Source organism: Streptomyces sp. NBC_01445, from assembly GCF_035918235.1.
GTDB lineage: Bacteria > Actinomycetota > Actinomycetes > Streptomycetales > Streptomycetaceae > Streptomyces.
Genome location: NZ_CP109485.1, coordinates 8,031,751 through 8,046,909, shown reverse-complemented (window position 1 = coordinate 8,046,909; position 15,159 = coordinate 8,031,751). Strand labels below are relative to the sequence as shown.

General features: G+C 70.5%; 13 protein-coding genes and 2 tRNA genes. 4 read left to right on the top strand and 11 right to left on the bottom strand.

What is annotated here, in order from left to right:
- Positions 1-27: 27 nt before the first annotated feature.
- The 4 genes from OG574_RS36645 to pgsA form a co-directional block, all read right to left on the bottom strand.
- The gene (locus OG574_RS36645) at positions 28-573 is read right to left on the bottom strand and encodes a hypothetical protein (RefSeq protein ID WP_100597002.1); all 546 of its coding nucleotides are present in this window, start codon (positions 571-573) and stop codon (positions 28-30) included.
- A gap of 99 nt (positions 574-672) precedes the next feature.
- Entirely contained in the window at positions 673-1,881 is a 1,209-nt protein-coding gene (locus OG574_RS36640; protein ID WP_326776698.1) for a glycosyltransferase family 4 protein, read from the bottom strand.
- A complete protein-coding gene (locus tag OG574_RS36635; RefSeq protein WP_326776697.1) occupies positions 1,878-2,783 on the bottom strand; it encodes a phosphatidylinositol mannoside acyltransferase in 906 nt (301 codons plus the stop codon). Before OG574_RS36635 ends, OG574_RS36640 begins: the two co-directional genes overlap by 4 nt.
- Positions 2,780-3,454, bottom strand: coding sequence for a phosphatidylinositol phosphate synthase (pgsA, locus tag OG574_RS36630; protein WP_326776696.1), 675 nt, complete (start codon positions 3,452-3,454; stop codon positions 2,780-2,782). Before pgsA ends, OG574_RS36635 begins: the two co-directional genes overlap by 4 nt.
- A 269-nt stretch (positions 3,455-3,723) precedes the next feature.
- Between pgsA and OG574_RS36625 the strand changes: the two genes are divergently transcribed.
- Positions 3,724-5,931 carry an elongation factor G-like protein EF-G2 gene (locus OG574_RS36625; RefSeq protein ID WP_326776695.1) on the top strand — a complete coding sequence of 736 codons (2,208 nt, stop codon included), beginning with the start codon at positions 3,724-3,726 and terminating at the stop codon, positions 5,929-5,931.
- 191 nt (positions 5,932-6,122) lie between these two features.
- Positions 6,123-7,790, top strand: a complete 1,668-nt coding sequence (locus OG574_RS36620) for a hypothetical protein (RefSeq protein ID WP_326776694.1) — start codon at positions 6,123-6,125, stop codon at positions 7,788-7,790.
- Between the two features lie 53 nt (positions 7,791-7,843).
- Here OG574_RS36620 and OG574_RS36615 read toward each other — a convergent pair whose 3' ends face one another.
- Positions 7,844-8,410, bottom strand: coding sequence for an HIT family protein (locus OG574_RS36615; protein WP_326776693.1), 567 nt, complete (start codon positions 8,408-8,410; stop codon positions 7,844-7,846).
- Between the two features lie 66 nt (positions 8,411-8,476).
- Here OG574_RS36615 and OG574_RS36610 point away from each other — a divergent pair, with 66 nt between their 5' ends.
- Positions 8,477-9,145 carry a potassium channel family protein gene (locus OG574_RS36610; RefSeq protein ID WP_326776692.1) on the top strand — a complete coding sequence of 223 codons (669 nt, stop codon included), beginning with the start codon at positions 8,477-8,479 and terminating at the stop codon, positions 9,143-9,145.
- Positions 9,146-9,176: 31 nt separating this feature from the next.
- Here OG574_RS36610 and thrS read toward each other — a convergent pair whose 3' ends face one another.
- The 3 genes from thrS to OG574_RS36595 form a co-directional block, all read right to left on the bottom strand.
- A complete protein-coding gene (thrS, locus tag OG574_RS36605; RefSeq protein ID WP_100597010.1) occupies positions 9,177-11,153 on the bottom strand; it encodes a threonine--tRNA ligase in 1,977 nt (658 codons plus the stop codon).
- A 164-nt stretch (positions 11,154-11,317) separates the two neighbouring features.
- Positions 11,318-12,535, bottom strand: a complete 1,218-nt coding sequence (locus tag OG574_RS36600; protein ID WP_326776691.1) for a hypothetical protein — start codon at positions 12,533-12,535, stop codon at positions 11,318-11,320.
- Positions 12,536-12,613: 78 nt separating this feature from the next.
- Positions 12,614-13,180 (bottom strand): DUF4365 domain-containing protein, encoded by a 567-nt coding sequence (locus OG574_RS36595; RefSeq protein ID WP_326776690.1) that lies wholly within the window; start codon positions 13,178-13,180, stop codon positions 12,614-12,616.
- 169 nt (positions 13,181-13,349) lie between these two features.
- Here OG574_RS36595 and OG574_RS36590 point away from each other — a divergent pair, with 169 nt between their 5' ends.
- On the top strand, positions 13,350-14,075 hold the full coding sequence (locus OG574_RS36590; RefSeq protein ID WP_100597013.1) for a 3'-5' exonuclease: 726 nt from the start codon (positions 13,350-13,352) through the stop codon (positions 14,073-14,075).
- Between the two features lie 75 nt (positions 14,076-14,150).
- Here the strand turns inward: OG574_RS36590 and OG574_RS36585 are convergent.
- The 3 genes from OG574_RS36585 to OG574_RS36575 form a co-directional block, all read right to left on the bottom strand.
- Positions 14,151-14,222: transfer RNA gene (locus tag OG574_RS36585), tRNA-Val, on the bottom strand.
- A gap of 53 nt (positions 14,223-14,275) precedes the next feature.
- Entirely contained in the window at positions 14,276-14,722 is a 447-nt protein-coding gene (locus OG574_RS36580) for an SRPBCC family protein (protein WP_326776689.1), read from the bottom strand.
- A 323-nt stretch (positions 14,723-15,045) separates the two neighbouring features.
- Positions 15,046-15,117: transfer RNA gene (locus tag OG574_RS36575), tRNA-Val, on the bottom strand.
- Positions 15,118-15,159: the final 42 nt, after the last annotated feature.

Genomic DNA, 15,159 nt, shown 5'->3' with positions numbered 1-15,159 from the left:
CCCCTGTTATGTGGCGGGCCCGTCGGCCTACGTGGTGGGCCTGTCGGCGAGCGCGACGGGCGGCTCGTCGTCCATCTCGAAGGCCAGCGGGAACGGCGCATGGCCCGCGAGCCGGAACCAGCGCACCTTGCGATGCCTGCGCAGGGCGCGTGCGGCCCGTACGGCGTCGTTGTGGAAGCGCCGGGCCATGGGCACCCTGCGGACGGCCTGAGCGAGCTCCTCGGCCGCGTCGGGGCCGCCCGGGGCGGCGCGCACCTCCTCCATCTGCCCTGCCTCGCCGAACACGGCCCGCAGCGCCTGGCTCAGCTCGCTCTCGGCGACCTCACGGTGGTCCTCCTCGGCCTGCCGTGCCGCGTGCGCGGCCTCGTACAGGACGATCGAGGCGGCGGGGTCGAGCACTCCGGAGGTCGCCAGCTCCTGCGCCACCGAGGCGCGGCGCAGCAGTTGGGCGTCGAGGGCGGCGCGGGCCGCGTCGATCCGGGCGTGCAGCCGGTCGAGGCGGCCCGCGGTCCAGCTCAGGTAGAGGCCGACCGCGATGAGGAAGACCGCGATCCAGATCAAAGTGGAGGTCACGGGCGCAAAGGCTACAGCCGTGCCCCGCAGCGGCGATCAGCCGCGTACGGGACGGGAGGGACGTACCGGTTTGTGCGCGTGGCCCGCCGGTACGTCCCGTCAGTCGCGGGCGAGCCCGAACCGGGCCCGCAGTCCGCTGCGTTCGTCGGTGGCGACGGCCGCCGCGCCGGTGGTCACCGTCTCGTACACGGACAGGATGTCCGCCCCCACGGTCGACCAGTCGAAGCGCCGCACGTGCTTGCTGCCGCGCTCCCGCAGCTCCTCGCGCCGGTCGGCGTCGCCCAGGAGCCGGACGGCCGAGTCCGCGAGGGCGTCCGCGTCCTCGTTGGCGAACAGCTCGCCCGCGCCGCCCTGGTCGAGGACCTGCGCGAACGCGTCGAGGTCCGAGGCCAGGACCGGCGCGCCCGCCGACATGGCCTCGACGAGGATGATGCCGAAGCTCTCGCCGCCGGTGTTGGGGGCCACGTACAGGTCGACGCTGCGCAGCAGTCTGGCCTTGTCCTCGTCGCTGACCATGCCGAGGAACTCGACACGTTCGCGCATCTCGGCGGGCAGGCTCTCGACGGCCTCCTCCTCGTCGCCGCGTCCGGCCACGAGCAGCCGGGTCCCGGGCCGCTCGGCCAGGATCCTCGGCAGGGCCTTCATCAGTACGGGAAGACCCTTGCGGGGCTCGTCGATGCGCCCGATGAAGCCGATGGTGCCGCCCTCCCGTCTCCCACCGCCGCCCTCATCCGAGCTACGCGCCCCTTCTGATTGCCACTCGGCCTTGGGCTCGGCGCGGGCGAAGAAGTCGACGTCGACGCCGTTCGGGATGACGACGGCGTCACCGCCGAGGTGCTCCACGAGCGTGCGCCGCGCGTACTCGCTCACCGCGATGCGCGCGCTGATCTTCTCCAGGGCGGGCTGGAGGATCGGATACGCGGCGATCATGGCGCGGGACCGCGGGTTCGACGTGTGGAACGTGGCGACGATCGGGCCCTGAGCCGCCCAGCAGGAGAGCAGCCCCAGCGAGGGCGAGGCCGGCTCATGGATGTGGATCACGTCGAACGTGCCGTCGTGCAGCCAGCGCCGCACCCGCGCGGCGCTCAGGAAGCCGAAGTTGAGCCGGGCGACCGAGCCGTTGTACGGCACGGGGACCGCGCGGCCCGCCGAGACGACGTACGGCGGCAGCGGGGTCTCGTCGTCGGCCGGGGCGAGGACGGACACCTCGTGCCCCAGGGCGATGAGGTGCTCCGCGAGGTCGCGGATGTGGAACTGGACGCCGCCCGGCACGTCCCAGGAGTACGGGCAGACGATGCCGATCTTCACGGTCGGCGCTCCTCGAGGTCAGCGAGCCACAGGCGCTGCAGCATGTGCCAGTCCTCCGGGTGGTCGGCGATGCCGGTGGCGAAGGCATCGGCCAGCGCCTGTGTCATGACAGACGTCTTTTCGGCGCGGTTACCTGTCTCGGGCACCTCGATCGGCGCGTGGATGCGTCCGCGCATGACGGGCGACCCGTCGTACCAGAGGGTGACCGGGAGGAGCAGGGCGCCGGTCTGCTGGGCGAGTATCGCGGGGCCCGCGGGCATGCGCGCGGTGTCGCCGAAGAACTTCACCTCGACGCCGGACTCGGACAGATCGCGGTCGGCGACGAGGCAGACCAGGCCACCGGCGCGCAGCCGGCGGGCGAGCGTGCCGAAGGCGGATCCGCCTTCGTGCGGCAGGACCTCCATGCCGAGGCTCTCGCGGTACGCCACGAAGCGGTCGTAGAGGGTCTCGGGCTTGAGCCGCTCGGCGACCGTCGTGAACGGGGTCTCCAGCTTCGCGGTGACCCAGGCGCCCGCGAGGTCCCAGTTGCCCAGGTGGGGCAGGGCGATGATGACGCCCTTGTCGGAGGCGAGGCCGTCGGTGAGGTGGTGGACGTCGTCGACGTCGAACCCGTTCCGTACGCGGTCGGCGCTCCAGGACGGCAGCCGGAACGACTCCATCCAGTACCTCAGGTACGAGCGCATGCCCGCCCGGGAGAGCTGCTTGAGCCGCTCCGGTGAGGCGTCGGGCACCACGCGCGCGAGGTTGGACTCCAGGCGCAGGACGCTCTTGCCGCGCCGCCTCCACGCGAGGTCGGCGATGGTGCGGCCCAGGCGGACCGCGACGGGCTCCGGGAGCTTCTTGACCGTGCTCCAGCCCGCTCCGTAAAGGGCGTCGACGAGTCGTTCGCGCGCGTTGCTCACGATGCGGTCCCGCTCTCCTGGGAAGCCTCTGCCGCGGCCTCCGCGTCGGCCTCGGCCGACTCCCTGCGGACGGTCACCATCCGCTGGATCAGCGTCACGAGGCTGCCCGCGGCGACGGCCCACAGGGCGATCGGCAGCACGATCTGGATGCCGGGGACGCCGAACTTGTGCAGCCCCGCGAGGCCCGCGGCGACGAGGGTGATCACGAGCCGCTCGGCGCGCTCCACCAGGCCGTTCACCGCGACGGGCAGGCCGATGGCCTCACCGCGGGCCTTGGTGTACGACACGACCTGGCCGCTGGCGAGGCAGAAGATGGAGACGGCGCACAGCATGTTGTTGTCGCCCGATCCCGCGTACCAGAGGGCGAGGCCACCGAAGATCGCGCCGTCGGCGACGCGGTCGAGCGTGGAGTCGAGGAACGCGCCCCAGCGGCTGGTGCGGCCGAGCTGGCGCGCCATGTTGCCGTCCACGAGGTCCGAGAACACGAACAGCGTGATGACGATCGTGCCCCAGAAGAACTCCCCGCGGGGGAAGAAGACCAGTGCGCCCGCCACGACCCCGGCCGTGCCGAGGAGCGTGACCGCGTCGGGGCTGACCCCGCGACGGATGAGAAACGCGGCGAACGGTGTGAGGACACGCGTGAAAAATGCACGCGCGTACTTGTTCAGCATGGCCTTCCCGAGGGTCGGATGGCCGCGCGGCCCTTCTGGCCACCGGCTGGCCCATCGTAGTCACGCGCGCGCGTGACTGGCCGACGGGCACCCGCGAGCCCCGGGGAACCGCGTACGACGTATGGACGCGCCATGACCGGAGTGCAAAGCTCGAAGACACCGCGGGCGTCGTCGGAGCCGCCATCGCGGGTCCCGCGTGTCCGCGCCCAATGGGACCCCCTCTTCAGCAGGGGTGCCACCTCACCGTGCAAGTAACCGGGAGGCAAGGCATGGGCGACAAGGCGAATACACACCCCGGAGCCGCCGGCAGGGCTACGGCGGCCGACCACCCCTCGTCCGTGAGGAATGTGGTGCTGGTCGGCCACAGCGGATCCGGCAAGACGACATTGGTGGAGGCTCTCGCGCTGACCGCGGGGGCGGTGAACAGGGCGGGCCGGGTGGAGGACGGCACCGCCGTTTCCGACTACGACGACATCGAGCACCGGCAGCAGCGGTCGGTACAGCTCTCACTGGTGCCCCTCGAATGGGACGGGTACAAGATCAATCTTCTGGACACCCCCGGATACGCGGATTTCGTGGGGGAGCTGAGGGCCGGTCTGCGGGCTGCGGACGCGGCCCTCTTCGTCGTCTCGGCGTCCGACGGGCCCGAGACCATGGCGGGCGCGACGCGCATGGTGTGGGAGGAGTGCGCGGCGGTCGGCATGCCACGCGCCATCGTGGTCACGCATCTGGAGGCGGCGCGCTCCGACTTCGAACAAATGACGCGGACCTGCGAGACGTTCTTCGGCGGCGACGACCCGGACGCCGTCATCCCGCTCTACCTGCCGCTGCACGGCGAGCCGGGGCCGGACGGGCACGCGCCCGTGACCGGTCTCGTAGGCCTCCTGTCGCAGCGTGTGTTCGACTACGCGTCGGGCGAGCGCAAGGAGTCCGAGCCCGACCTCGATCAGCTGCCGCTCATCGAGGAGGCACGCAACCGTCTGATCGAGGGGATCATCGCCGAGAGCGAGGACGAGACCCTCATGGACCGCTATCTGAGCGGCGAGGAGATCGACTACAAGACGCTGGTCGGGGACCTGGAGCGGGCCGTGGCGCGCGGTGTCTTCCACCCGGTGCTGGCCGCGGCGCCCGCGGCGCAGGGCGCCCGGCAGGGCATCGGCACGGTCGAGCTGCTCGAACTCATCACGGGCGGCTTCCCCACTCCCCTGGAGCGCGCGGCCCCAGTGGTCACCACCCCGTCGGGCGAGGCGCGCACGGTGAACGTCTGCGATCCGGACGGTCCCCTGGTCGCCGAGGTCGTGAAGACGGCATCCGATCCGTACGTGGGCCGCATCTCGCTGGTACGGGTCTTCTCCGGAACCCTGCGCCCCGACGACACGGTGCATGTCTCGGGACACGGCCTCGCCGACCGCGGCCACGAGGACCACGACGTCGACGAACGCATCGGCGCCCTGACGTCGCCGTTCGGGAAGCAGCAGCGCGTGCTCTCCCACTGCATCGCCGGCGACCTGGCGTGCGTCGCCAAGCTCGGCCGGGCGGAGACCGGCGACACCCTCTCCGCCAAGGACAACCCGCTCCTCATGGAGCCGTGGGACATGCCGGACCCGCTGCTCCCGCTGGCGATCCAGGCGCACAGCAAGCCGGACGAGGACAAGCTCTCGCAGGGCCTGTCCCGGCTGGTCGCCGAGGACCCCACGATGCGGCTCGAACAGAACCAGGACACCCACCAGGTCGTCCTGTGGTGCCTCGGTGAGGCGCATGCCGACGTCGCCCTGGAGCGGCTGCGCAACCGGTACGGCGTCCAGGTCGACGTCGTCCCGCACAAGGTCTCGCTCAGGGAGACGTTCGCCGACAGGTCGGCGGGCCGCGGGCGCCATGTGAAGCAGTCCGGCGGGCACGGACAGTTCGCGATCTGCGAGATCGAGGTGGAGCCGCTGCCGAACGGCTCCGGCATCGAGTTCGTGGACAAGGTCGTCGGCGGCGCGGTGCCGCGGCAGTTCATCCCGTCCGTGGAGAAGGGCGTACGGGCGCAGGCCGCGAAGGGTGTGGCCGCGGGCCATCCCCTCATCGATGTGCGGATCACGCTGCTCGACGGGAAGTCGCACTCGGTGGACTCCTCCGACGCGGCGTTCCAGACGGCGGGCGCGCTGGCACTGCGGGAGGCGGCCGCGGACGCGAGGATCCATCTCCTGGAGCCGGTCGCCGAGGTGCAGGTGCTCGTCGCCGACGACTACGTGGGCGCGGTGATGAGCGATCTGTCGGGGCGGCGCGGCCGCGTGGTCGGCACGGAACAGGCACCGGGGTCTCGCACACTCGTGCGGGCCGAGATCCCGGAGATCGAGATCGGCCGGTACGCGGTGGACCTGCGGTCGCTGTCGCACGGCACGGGGCGGTTCAGCCGGGCGTACGCGCGGCACGAGCCGATGCCCCCGCAGCTGGGCGACAGGATGCGTGAACAGGCCGAGAACGTCTCGTAGTTGGCCGTCCCGCGGCCACCCGACAGCCAGGCCGCCCACCCGGTCCCCTTCCGGGCGGGCGGCTTCGGCCGTCCCCTGACGGATGTCGGTGCGCCCGGATACGCTGAAGACCTGATCAAGCCGATGACCTGATCAACAGGTGTGCGGAGCAAGGAAGTCGGGAAAAGCCGCAGGAGCGAAGGCGCGCGGCGATGGGGGCGGCAGTGGCGGACGACGTATTCGACTTCAGGCCCGGGGCGCAGGTGCCGTTGCACGGCTCCGCGGGCCAGACCGCGGCCACCTACGCCCTCGCTTCGGCGGCGTACCGGGACGCGAAGGTGGACGATCTGCTCGCCGCCAACAGCGAGTGGCACAAGTCCGATGTGAAGAAGGGCATTTGGTCCCTGGCCGCGCCGAATCTGGGCGAGGCGTTCTCGCGGGCCGTCCAGGGCCGGCTGCTCGGCGGTGCCCGTAAGCCGCTCATCCAGTCCTTCGGCACCGAGCCGCAGGTCGTCGTGGAGCACTGTCTCGCGGCGAACCGGATCCGCAAGCAGCGCGACAGCTGGCTCACGGCCGTGATGGCGCTGTGCGGCCTGCTCTTCCTGCCCGGCCTGATCGTCTGGCTGCTCGTCTTCCAGGTCCGCCGCATGATCGGCAGCCAGGAGAACAAGCGCATGGCCGCGCTGTTCACGGCGCTGATGGTGGCGGTCGCCGCCGTCGCCGTGATCTTCATGGTCAAGCTGCCGTTCACGGGCTTCTGGGCCTGGTATCTGCGGGGGGCGATCGTGGCGCCCGTGATCGGCTGGCTGTGGGCCCGGCAGATCTGCGAGCGCACGGCGCAGGACATGCGGGAGCGCTGGGACAGCCTGCTCGCGGGCGGCGGCATCGGCGCCAAGATCCCGGAGGCGGTGCCCGGCAGCCCGGGCGAGACGGCCGCCGAGCGGCTGCGCCAGAGCCTCGCCAAGCTGACCGCGGAGCAGCAGTCGAATTCCGTGTTCTACGCGGGGCCCAAGGGCATCCTCGGCATGGGCACCCGCTGGGGCAGCTGGCAGCTCGCCGAGGAGCTGATCCCCCGCGACGAGGGGGCGGAGATCCACCCGTTCCGCAGCTGGGACGTCATACGGGCGGTCCACGACAAGCTGCGGCTCCTGGAGCGCGGCCCGCTGCACACGGGCGGGTTCCCGACGCCGTCGATAAAGCACTGGATCGTCTCGCCGATCGGGGAGAACGTGAAGAAGGTGGCGCGCCCCAGCGGCACCGACGTCGAGGCCTTCCAGATCAAGAACCACGAGATACAGCGGATCTGCAACGAGCAGCAGTTCGGCAGCGGCGACCGCCACTATCTGGGCGTGCAGTTCACACTCTGGGACGGCCAGTTGGTGATCACGATGCTGATCACGGTGACGGTACTGCACGAGACGCTGCGCATCGAGGTCACGGGCCATGCGCTCGGCCCGGTGCACTCCCTGTTCACGACGAAGCCCGAGCCGAAGACGAAGGAAGTCGCGAAGCCCATCAAGTTCTGGGAGACGGTGGAGAAGAAGCTCCCCCTCATCGAGCCCGACGAGGTGGTCCGCCTCGCGGTCCGCGCGCCGTTCACCTGGTACCCGCCGCTCCTGGACTTCATCGGCGGCAAGCTGATCCTGCCCGAGCCCTTCGGCCTGCGGCACGCGTGGGCGGACAAGCCGTGGCGCCACCGCTTCATGGCGGACGACGCGCTGCGCACGGCCACCCCGGTCCTGCGCGTGGTGCACGCGGCGGCAATCAAGGTGCTTGAGGAGAACGGCGTGGACACCGAGAAGTTCGGTACGCGCTCGACGTTCCTCAGCGGCCTGGTCCAGGCCCCGACGCCCACGAACGCCGACGTGTACGACGCGTAGCCGGGCCCGGCCGGCCCGGGGCGTGCGAGCCCGGCCGGCCGGTCACGATCGGCTCAGTCGGCGTCCGGCCAGGCCTTGGCGAGCGCGGTCCTGGTGTCGCCGAGCAGCTGCGGCAGCACCTTGGTGTGTCCCACGACGGGCATGAAGTTGGTGTCGCCGCCCCAGCGCGGAACGATGTGCTGGTGCAGATGCGCGGCGATGCCGGCCCCCGCGACCGCGCCCTGGTTCATGCCGATGTTGAAGCCGTGCGCCCCGGACGCGGTGCGCAGTGCGGCCATCGCGTGCTTGGTGAAGAGGGCCAGCTCGGCGGTCTCGCCGTCGTCCAGGTCCGTGTAGTCGGCGACGTGCCGGTACGGCAGCACCATCAAGTGCCCGCCGTTGTACGGGTAGAGGTTGAGGATCGCGTAGACGCTCGCGCCGCGCGCCACGATCAGCGCTTCCTCGTCGCTCATGCCGGGTGCGGCGCAGAAGGGACAGCCGTCGTCGGCTCCCGGTCCGGTCGGCTTGTTCTCCCCCTGGATGTAGGCCATCCGGTGCGGCGTCCAAAGGCGCCCGAACCCGTCCGGCTCACCCACCGGCCCCGTGTGCTGCTCCGGCTCACTCGTCATGAGATGCAGCATATGGCTTCGCCCGTTCGGAGCGTGTCGGCGGGGCAGGTCCCGGTCCCCGGCCGCGATCCTTGACCGATGGACGAGAGACGGCGGACGCCGTGGGAGCACCGGATGGAGACCCCGCTGTCGCTGGCGGCCCTGCTGTTCCTCGCGTCGTACGCGATCAGAGTCCTGGGACACGGGCTTCCGCAGGCGGTGCGCGACGCGTGTCTCGCGGTGACCGCCGCCGCCTGGGCCGTCTTCGTGCTGGACTTCGCCGTCAGGTGGCGCCACAGCGGCAAGGGGCTCTCGTTCGTGCATCGCCACTGGCTGGACGCGGTGGTCGTAGTGCTGCCCCTGCTGCGCCCGCTGCAGGTCGTGCGGACCTACGACGCCGTGCAGCGCCGGCACGAACAGCCGCGGCTCAGCCTGCACGCGCGCGTGGCGACCTACGCCGGCATGTCCGCCTTGCTGCTCGGATTCGCCGCATCCCTGGCCATGTACCAGGTCGAGCGCGGACGGCCGCACGCCACGATCCATACCTTCGGGGACTCCGTGTGGTGGGCCTGCTCGACGCTGTCGACCGTCGGATACGGCGACATGGTCCCGGTGACCCCGGCCGGGCGCCTGGTGGCGGTGGCGCTGATGGCCTGCGGTCTGGCGCTGCTCGGGGCGATCACGGGCTCGTTCTCGTCCTGGATGTTCCAGGTGTTCCGGCGCGACGGCGACGAGAGGCCCCCGGGAAACTTCCCGGGGGCCCCCTGATGTCGTACGTCCGTGCCGTGAGCGGCGGGCGTCAGACCTGCACGCGCTCCTCGACGACCTTGACGATCTTCTCGATCGCCTCGTCGACGGGGATGCCGTTCTCCTGCGAGCCGTCGCGGTAGCGGAAGGAGACGGCGCCGGCCGCCATGTCCTCGTCGCCCGCGATGATCATGAACGGCACCTTCTGCTTCTGCGCGTTCCTGATCTTCTTCTGCATGCGGTCCGAAGAGGAGTCCACGTCGACGCGCAGGCCCTTCTTCTTCGCCTTGGCCGCGAACTCCTCCAGGTACGGGATGTGCGCGTCGCCGATCGGGATGCCGACCGCCTGCACCGGCGCCAGCCAGGCCGGGAAGGCGCCCGCGTAGTGCTCGAGGAGCACCGCGAAGAACCGTTCGATGGAGCCGAACAGCGCGCGGTGGATCATGACCGGGCGCTGCTTGGTGCCGTCGGGGCCGGTGTACTCCAGGTTGAAGCGCTCCGGCAGGTTGAAGTCGAGCTGCACGGTCGACATCTGCCAGGTGCGGCCGATGGCGTCCTTCGCCTGGACGGAGATCTTCGGGCCGTAGAAGGCGGCGCCGCCCGGGTCCGGGACCAGCGGGAGGCCCTGCTTCTCGGCGACCTGGCGCAGTGTCTCGGTGGCCTCTTCCCAGATCTCGTCGGAGCCGACGAACTTCTCCGGGTCCTTGGTCGAGAGCTCGAGGTAGAAGTCGGTCAGGCCGTAGTCGCGCAGCAGCCCGAGGACGAAGGTGAGCGTCTTGTCGAGCTCCTCCGCCATCTGCTCCTTGGTGCAGTAGATGTGCGCGTCGTCCTGCGTGAAGCCACGGGCGCGGGTCAGACCGTGCACGACGCCCGACTTCTCGTACCGGTACACGGTGCCGAACTCGAAGAGGCGCAGCGGCAGTTCACGGTAGGAACGCCCGCGCGCATCGAAGATCAGGTTGTGCATCGGGCAGTTCATGGGCTTGAGGTAGTAGTCCACGCCCTCGTCGAGCTGCATGGGCGGGTACATGCCGTCGGCGTACCAGTCCAGGTGGCCCGAGGTCTCGAAGAGCTTCCCCTTGGTGGCGTGGGGGGTGTAGACGAACTCGTAGCCCTCCTCCTCGTGCCGGCGGCGCGAGTAGTCCTCCATGACCCGGCGGATGATGCCGCCCTTGGGGTGGAAGACCGCCAGACCGGAACCGATCTGGTCGGGGATCGAGAACAGGTCCAGCTCGTTGCCCAGCTTGCGGTGGTCGCGCTTCTCGGCCTCGGCGAGGAACTCCAGGTGCGCCTTCAGCTCGTCCTTCGACGGCCAGGCGGTGCCGTAGATGCGCTGGAGCATCGGGTTCTTCTCGCTGCCGCGCCAGTACGCCGCCGCGTTCCGCATGAGCTTGAACGCCGGGATGTTACGGGTGGTGGGCAGGTGGGGACCGCGGCAGAGGTCCTTCCAGCACAGGTCACCGGTCTTGGCGTCGAGGTTGTCGTAGATGGTCAGCTCGCCGCCGCCCACCTCGACATTCGCGCCGTCGTCGGTGGACGCGGAGCCCTTGATGCCGATGAGCTCCAGCTTGTACGGCTCGTCGGCCAGCTCCTCGCGGGCGGCCTCGTCGGTGACGACGCGGCGCGAGAACCGCTGCCCGCGCTTCTGGATCTCCTGCATCTTCTTCTCGACGGCCTTGAGATCCTCGGGCGTGAAGGGCTTCTCCACGTCGAAGTCGTAGTAGAAGCCGTCCTTGACCGGCGGGCCGATGCCCAGCTTGGCGTCGGGGAACAGCTCCTGCACGGCCTGCGCCATCACGTGCGCGGTGGAGTGGCGCAGGATGTTGAGGCCGTCCTCGGAGGAGATCTCGACGGGCTCGACCTCCTCGCCGTCCTGCACGGCATACGCGAGGTCCTTCAGCTCGCCGGCCACACGGGCGGCGACGATGGTGCGCTCGCCGGCGAAGAGCTCGGCCGCCGTAGTGCCCGTCGTCACCACGCGCTCTTCCCGCTCGGAATCGCGTTGGATGATCACACGGACGTCTGACACCGGACTCTCCTGCCTGAAGGGGGCGCGCGATGTTCTGGCCACGCGCGCAATACACAGGGGATCGTACCGAGCCCGGGGCCCGACTCGCGAAACGGTATCGACACCGCCCGCGCCACGTTCCCCGCGCACACGCCGGGAACCCCCCTGCTCACGAGCCCGTGAGCTCAGTCGTCCCCGCTGCACGCCTCCTCGAAGAAGTCCAGATTCTCCTGGAGCGACTTCATCAGCCGGTCCCGCTCGGCCTCCTCGACCTGTACGGGCACCACGCCGCTCGCCCCGGTCAGCCGCCGGAAGCCGCCCCGGCTCTCCAGCCGCCCGTGCACCCTGATCGGCAGCCCCACGAGATGCGCGTGCCCCGCCGTCCGGTACGCCTCCTCGTCCAGCGTCATCCGTACGTGCGGCACATCGGCGCCCGCTATGACGTGCAGCCGCACCGTGCCCTCGCCGCGCGTCCGTGATCTGCGCATGCGCACGACGGTGCCGGTGATGCGGACGGCGACGGACGGCTCGGACCGCAGATAGCGGGCGCTCGCCTCCCGCAGCACTGTCAGGTCGCCGGGCGAGAACTCGACGGGCTCGTCCCCGGCCGTGCACTCGTCGGGCACTCCGGCCGCCGGTGACCACTCGACGCCGACCCGGGCTCCCTCCGTGCCGCGGACGAGGGCGACGAGCGCTTCGACGAGCTCGTGGCTCACGCCTGCCTCGACGGCGCCGTCGAAGGCGTCCATGCCGCCTGTGGCCCGCCGGTAGTCGATGGCCTCGCGGGCCGCGTACAGCGCCTGGTGGAGACGGACGGCGAGCGTGCGGCCCGCGGCGACGGGGACGAACGCGGTGAGCCTGCGGCCGCCTGGGGCGTCACCGACGAGGACGGTCTCCAGCGACGCGGCGGCGGGCCTGCGGTAACGCGCGCCGTAGTACCCGGCCTTGCCCCGGGCGGCGAGCGCGGCGGCTAGCAGCATCCGCCGGGCGGCGGCGCGCAGTTGTTCCTCCACCGGCCATGCGGCGCTTCCCGCGGGCCCGGCCTGCACATCGCGCCACCAGCGGATCTCGTCGCTCGGCACGGCGAGCGAGACGAGGACCTCCCGCGCGGAGTGCGACCCGCTGCGCTCCAGCGCCTCGAGCGCCTCGCCGAGCAGATCGTCGCTGTCGGGGAAGGCGCGGCTCTCCGGTACGAGCAGGCTGGTGCGCCCCGAGGCGCCGGGCAGCGTCCAGCGCACGTAGCGCCCGGTGGCGCCACCGCGGCGCTCCCAGCCGTGCCGGTCGAGCAGTGCGTTGAGCACGACCGGGTCGACCTGCTCCGGGCCGGGGCCTTCGAGGTCGGCGGGGTGGGATCGGGCGGTGTTCAGGGCGCGCAGGCGCTCGTCGGTCGGGCGGTGCTGCATCAGGGTCTCCCTCCCTGTCCGTCAGGGCCTCCCGCGTGTGGCCTTCAGGCGTCCCGCACCTTCAGGGCATCACGCGCCTCAGGGCCTTCCGCCCGTCCCGATCCGCGTCATGATCTCGCAGAGCGCACGGTCGTCGAATATCCGCGAGGTCGGGATGCGCACGGTGGTGCGGCGCCGGCCTGTCACGGGTTGGCCGGCCAGGTTGATCCAGTAGCAGCAGTGCCGCAGGTCGAGCCGGTCGTGGCCGGCCCGCAGCCAGTCGTCCTGCGAGCGCGGCACGATCATCACGACCAGGATCTTGTGCACCGACACCGGTGTGCGGGCGAGCTTCTCCAGGTGCGCGTTGTCGAGCGTGAAGGAGAAGGACGGCCCCGGCGGCTTCGGCGGGATCTGGTACGTGCACTTGAGCTGCACCTTGATGGTGACCTCGTCGTCGACCGTGTGCCCGGCGGCGCTGTGGCTGACGTGCCAGTCGATTCCGTTGTCGGGGAATGGCTGAGAGAGCGAACAGCCCGCGGCTGCCGCTACGGCGTGCAGATAGCCCACCTGGAGTGTCTCCATGCAGGCGGTGGTGGCGAGTGTGCCGCGCGGCGGTGCGATCCGCTCGGGCAGCAGCCCACCCTGTTCGGGCTGCGCGAGCACCATGTCCAACTGGCCTTCCGAAACAGGTGAATCCCCTGGGCGGGTCTCTGAACTGCCGTGACCCGTATCTGTGTTGTCTCCGGTCGGCGTACGACGCAAACAGCCCGGGTATCACCGAAACGGGCAGCCGCGAGGGGCCATCTGCCAGGTGTGAACGAGGAGTTGCATTGACATGACGTGCTGGTATGAGGGTCCTCTGGCCGCCTTCGACACCGAGACCACCGGCGTGGACGTGGAGAGCGACCGCATCGTGTCGGCCGCGATAGTGGTGCAGGACGCCGCGGGCAGCCGGCCGCGCGTCTCACGCTGGCTCGTGAATCCGGGGGTGCCGGTGCCGGCCGGGGCGACGGAGGTGCACGGCCTGACGGACGAGCACCTTCAGCGCAACGGCCGCTGGCCGGCCCCCGTCATGGAGGAGATAGCCAGGCTGCTGGGCGAACAGGCCGCGGCGGGCCGCCCGCTCGTGGTGATGAACGCGCCGTTCGATCTGACGCTCCTGGACCGGGAGTTGCGGCGCCATCGCGCGTCCGCGCTCGGCCGCTACATGGAGAGCTCATCGCTGTGCGTCCTCGATCCGCGCGTCCTCGACAAACACCTGGACCGCTACCGCAAGGGCCGCCGCACCCTGACGGACCTGTGCGCGCAGTACGAGGTGGAGCTGGAAGGCGCACACGACGCGGCCGCTGACGCGCAGGCCTCCCTGGATGTCGTACGGGCTGTGGGGCGCCGTTTCGCGTCCCGTCTGGAGCGGCTGTCCCCTGCCGAACTGCACACCCTTCAGGCGGTTTGGCACGCAGCGCAGGCACGTGGGCTGCAGGCGTGGTTCGCGCGCAGCGGCAATCCGGAGACGGTGGATCCGGCGTGGCCGATGCGCACGGAACTGCGGGAGGCCGCCTGAGAGTTGCCCGTCCGGGCTCGGGCCCCGGGCACAGAAAAGCCGGTCCGTCTGCTGACGGACCGGCTTTCTTCCGGGTGGGCGATACTGGGTTCGAACCAGTGACCTCTTCGGTGTGAACGAAGCGCTCTCCCACTGAGCTAATCGCCCGGGAACGGGTTGAACCATACAGGCCCCGGCGGGTTTCCATCAAACCGGTTCGGTCAGCGCCGCCGCAGATACGCGACGAGTCCGCGCCGCCCGGCCCGCATCATGAGCGCGTGGTTGACGAGGAACACCGGCCTGCCGACGAGGGCGAAGCGCCGCAACAGGGGTTTGCACACCTCCACCTCCTGTTCGTACTGCGCACGCGTCCCGCCCTCGTGCGCGCGCACGGTCCACCGCGCCCAGCCCTCCAGGTCGCCGGACATGGCGATCTCCAGGACGCCGGCCCCGGGGTCGCCGCGCAGGGCGGTGGCCGTCACGAACAGGTCGTACGGCAGGAGCGAGCGGAAGCGGGCGGTGCCGCGCCGCTCGTCGAGTGGGGTCGCCTCGCGCACTTGGGGCCACCACAGGGGGTAGTCCTCGCCGCGCTCGAGGACCGCGAACACGTCGGCGGGCTGTGCGGGCAGGTCCCAGACGCTGCGGAAGCGGTAGTGGCTCCAGTCCATGGTGCGAGTCTCCCCCGATACGCGGCGGCTCACGTGAACGTGAATTGGCACGATGGCGCCGGTCATTGATTCACCGTCAGAACTTCCGGATTCCGCGCGAAGTCCGGGAACTCTGAAACGGGGTCAGATTCGTCCGGTCTTCGAATTGACCTAGGGGTCTCACCGGGTTATCCCATGCGTCCGAATGGATTATGGGATTCCCGTTCCGGTCGCCGGACACCAGGGGCACCCGGCCTCAGAAAGCGCTTGTCGATCATGGTGGCCACACACGGAAACGCCGAGGGCCCCGGAGGCTTGAAGCCTCCGGGGCCCTCGGTCCGGGGTGGGCGATACTGGGTTCGAACCAGTGACCTCTTCGGTGTGAACGAAGCGCTCTCCCACTGAGCTAATCGCCCGGGCGCAGAGAGAACATTACCGCATGCCAGCGGGTGCTCCGA

Coding starts and splice junctions, on each gene's coding strand:
- pgsA (WP_326776696.1), bottom strand. CDS start 3,454: ATGCTGAACAAGTACGCGCGTGCATTTTTCACGCGTGTCCTCACACCG.
- OG574_RS36625 (WP_326776695.1), top strand. CDS start 3,724: ATGGGCGACAAGGCGAATACACACCCCGGAGCCGCCGGCAGGGCTACG.
- OG574_RS36620 (WP_326776694.1), top strand. CDS start 6,123: ATGGGGGCGGCAGTGGCGGACGACGTATTCGACTTCAGGCCCGGGGCG.
- OG574_RS36615 (WP_326776693.1), bottom strand. CDS start 8,410: ATGCTGCATCTCATGACGAGTGAGCCGGAGCAGCACACGGGGCCGGTG.
- OG574_RS36610 (WP_326776692.1), top strand. CDS start 8,477: ATGGACGAGAGACGGCGGACGCCGTGGGAGCACCGGATGGAGACCCCG.
- OG574_RS36600 (WP_326776691.1), bottom strand. CDS start 12,535: ATGCAGCACCGCCCGACCGACGAGCGCCTGCGCGCCCTGAACACCGCC.
- OG574_RS36595 (WP_326776690.1), bottom strand. CDS start 13,180: ATGGTGCTCGCGCAGCCCGAACAGGGTGGGCTGCTGCCCGAGCGGATC.
- OG574_RS36590 (WP_100597013.1), top strand. CDS start 13,350: ATGACGTGCTGGTATGAGGGTCCTCTGGCCGCCTTCGACACCGAGACC.
- OG574_RS36580 (WP_326776689.1), bottom strand. CDS start 14,722: ATGGACTGGAGCCACTACCGCTTCCGCAGCGTCTGGGACCTGCCCGCA.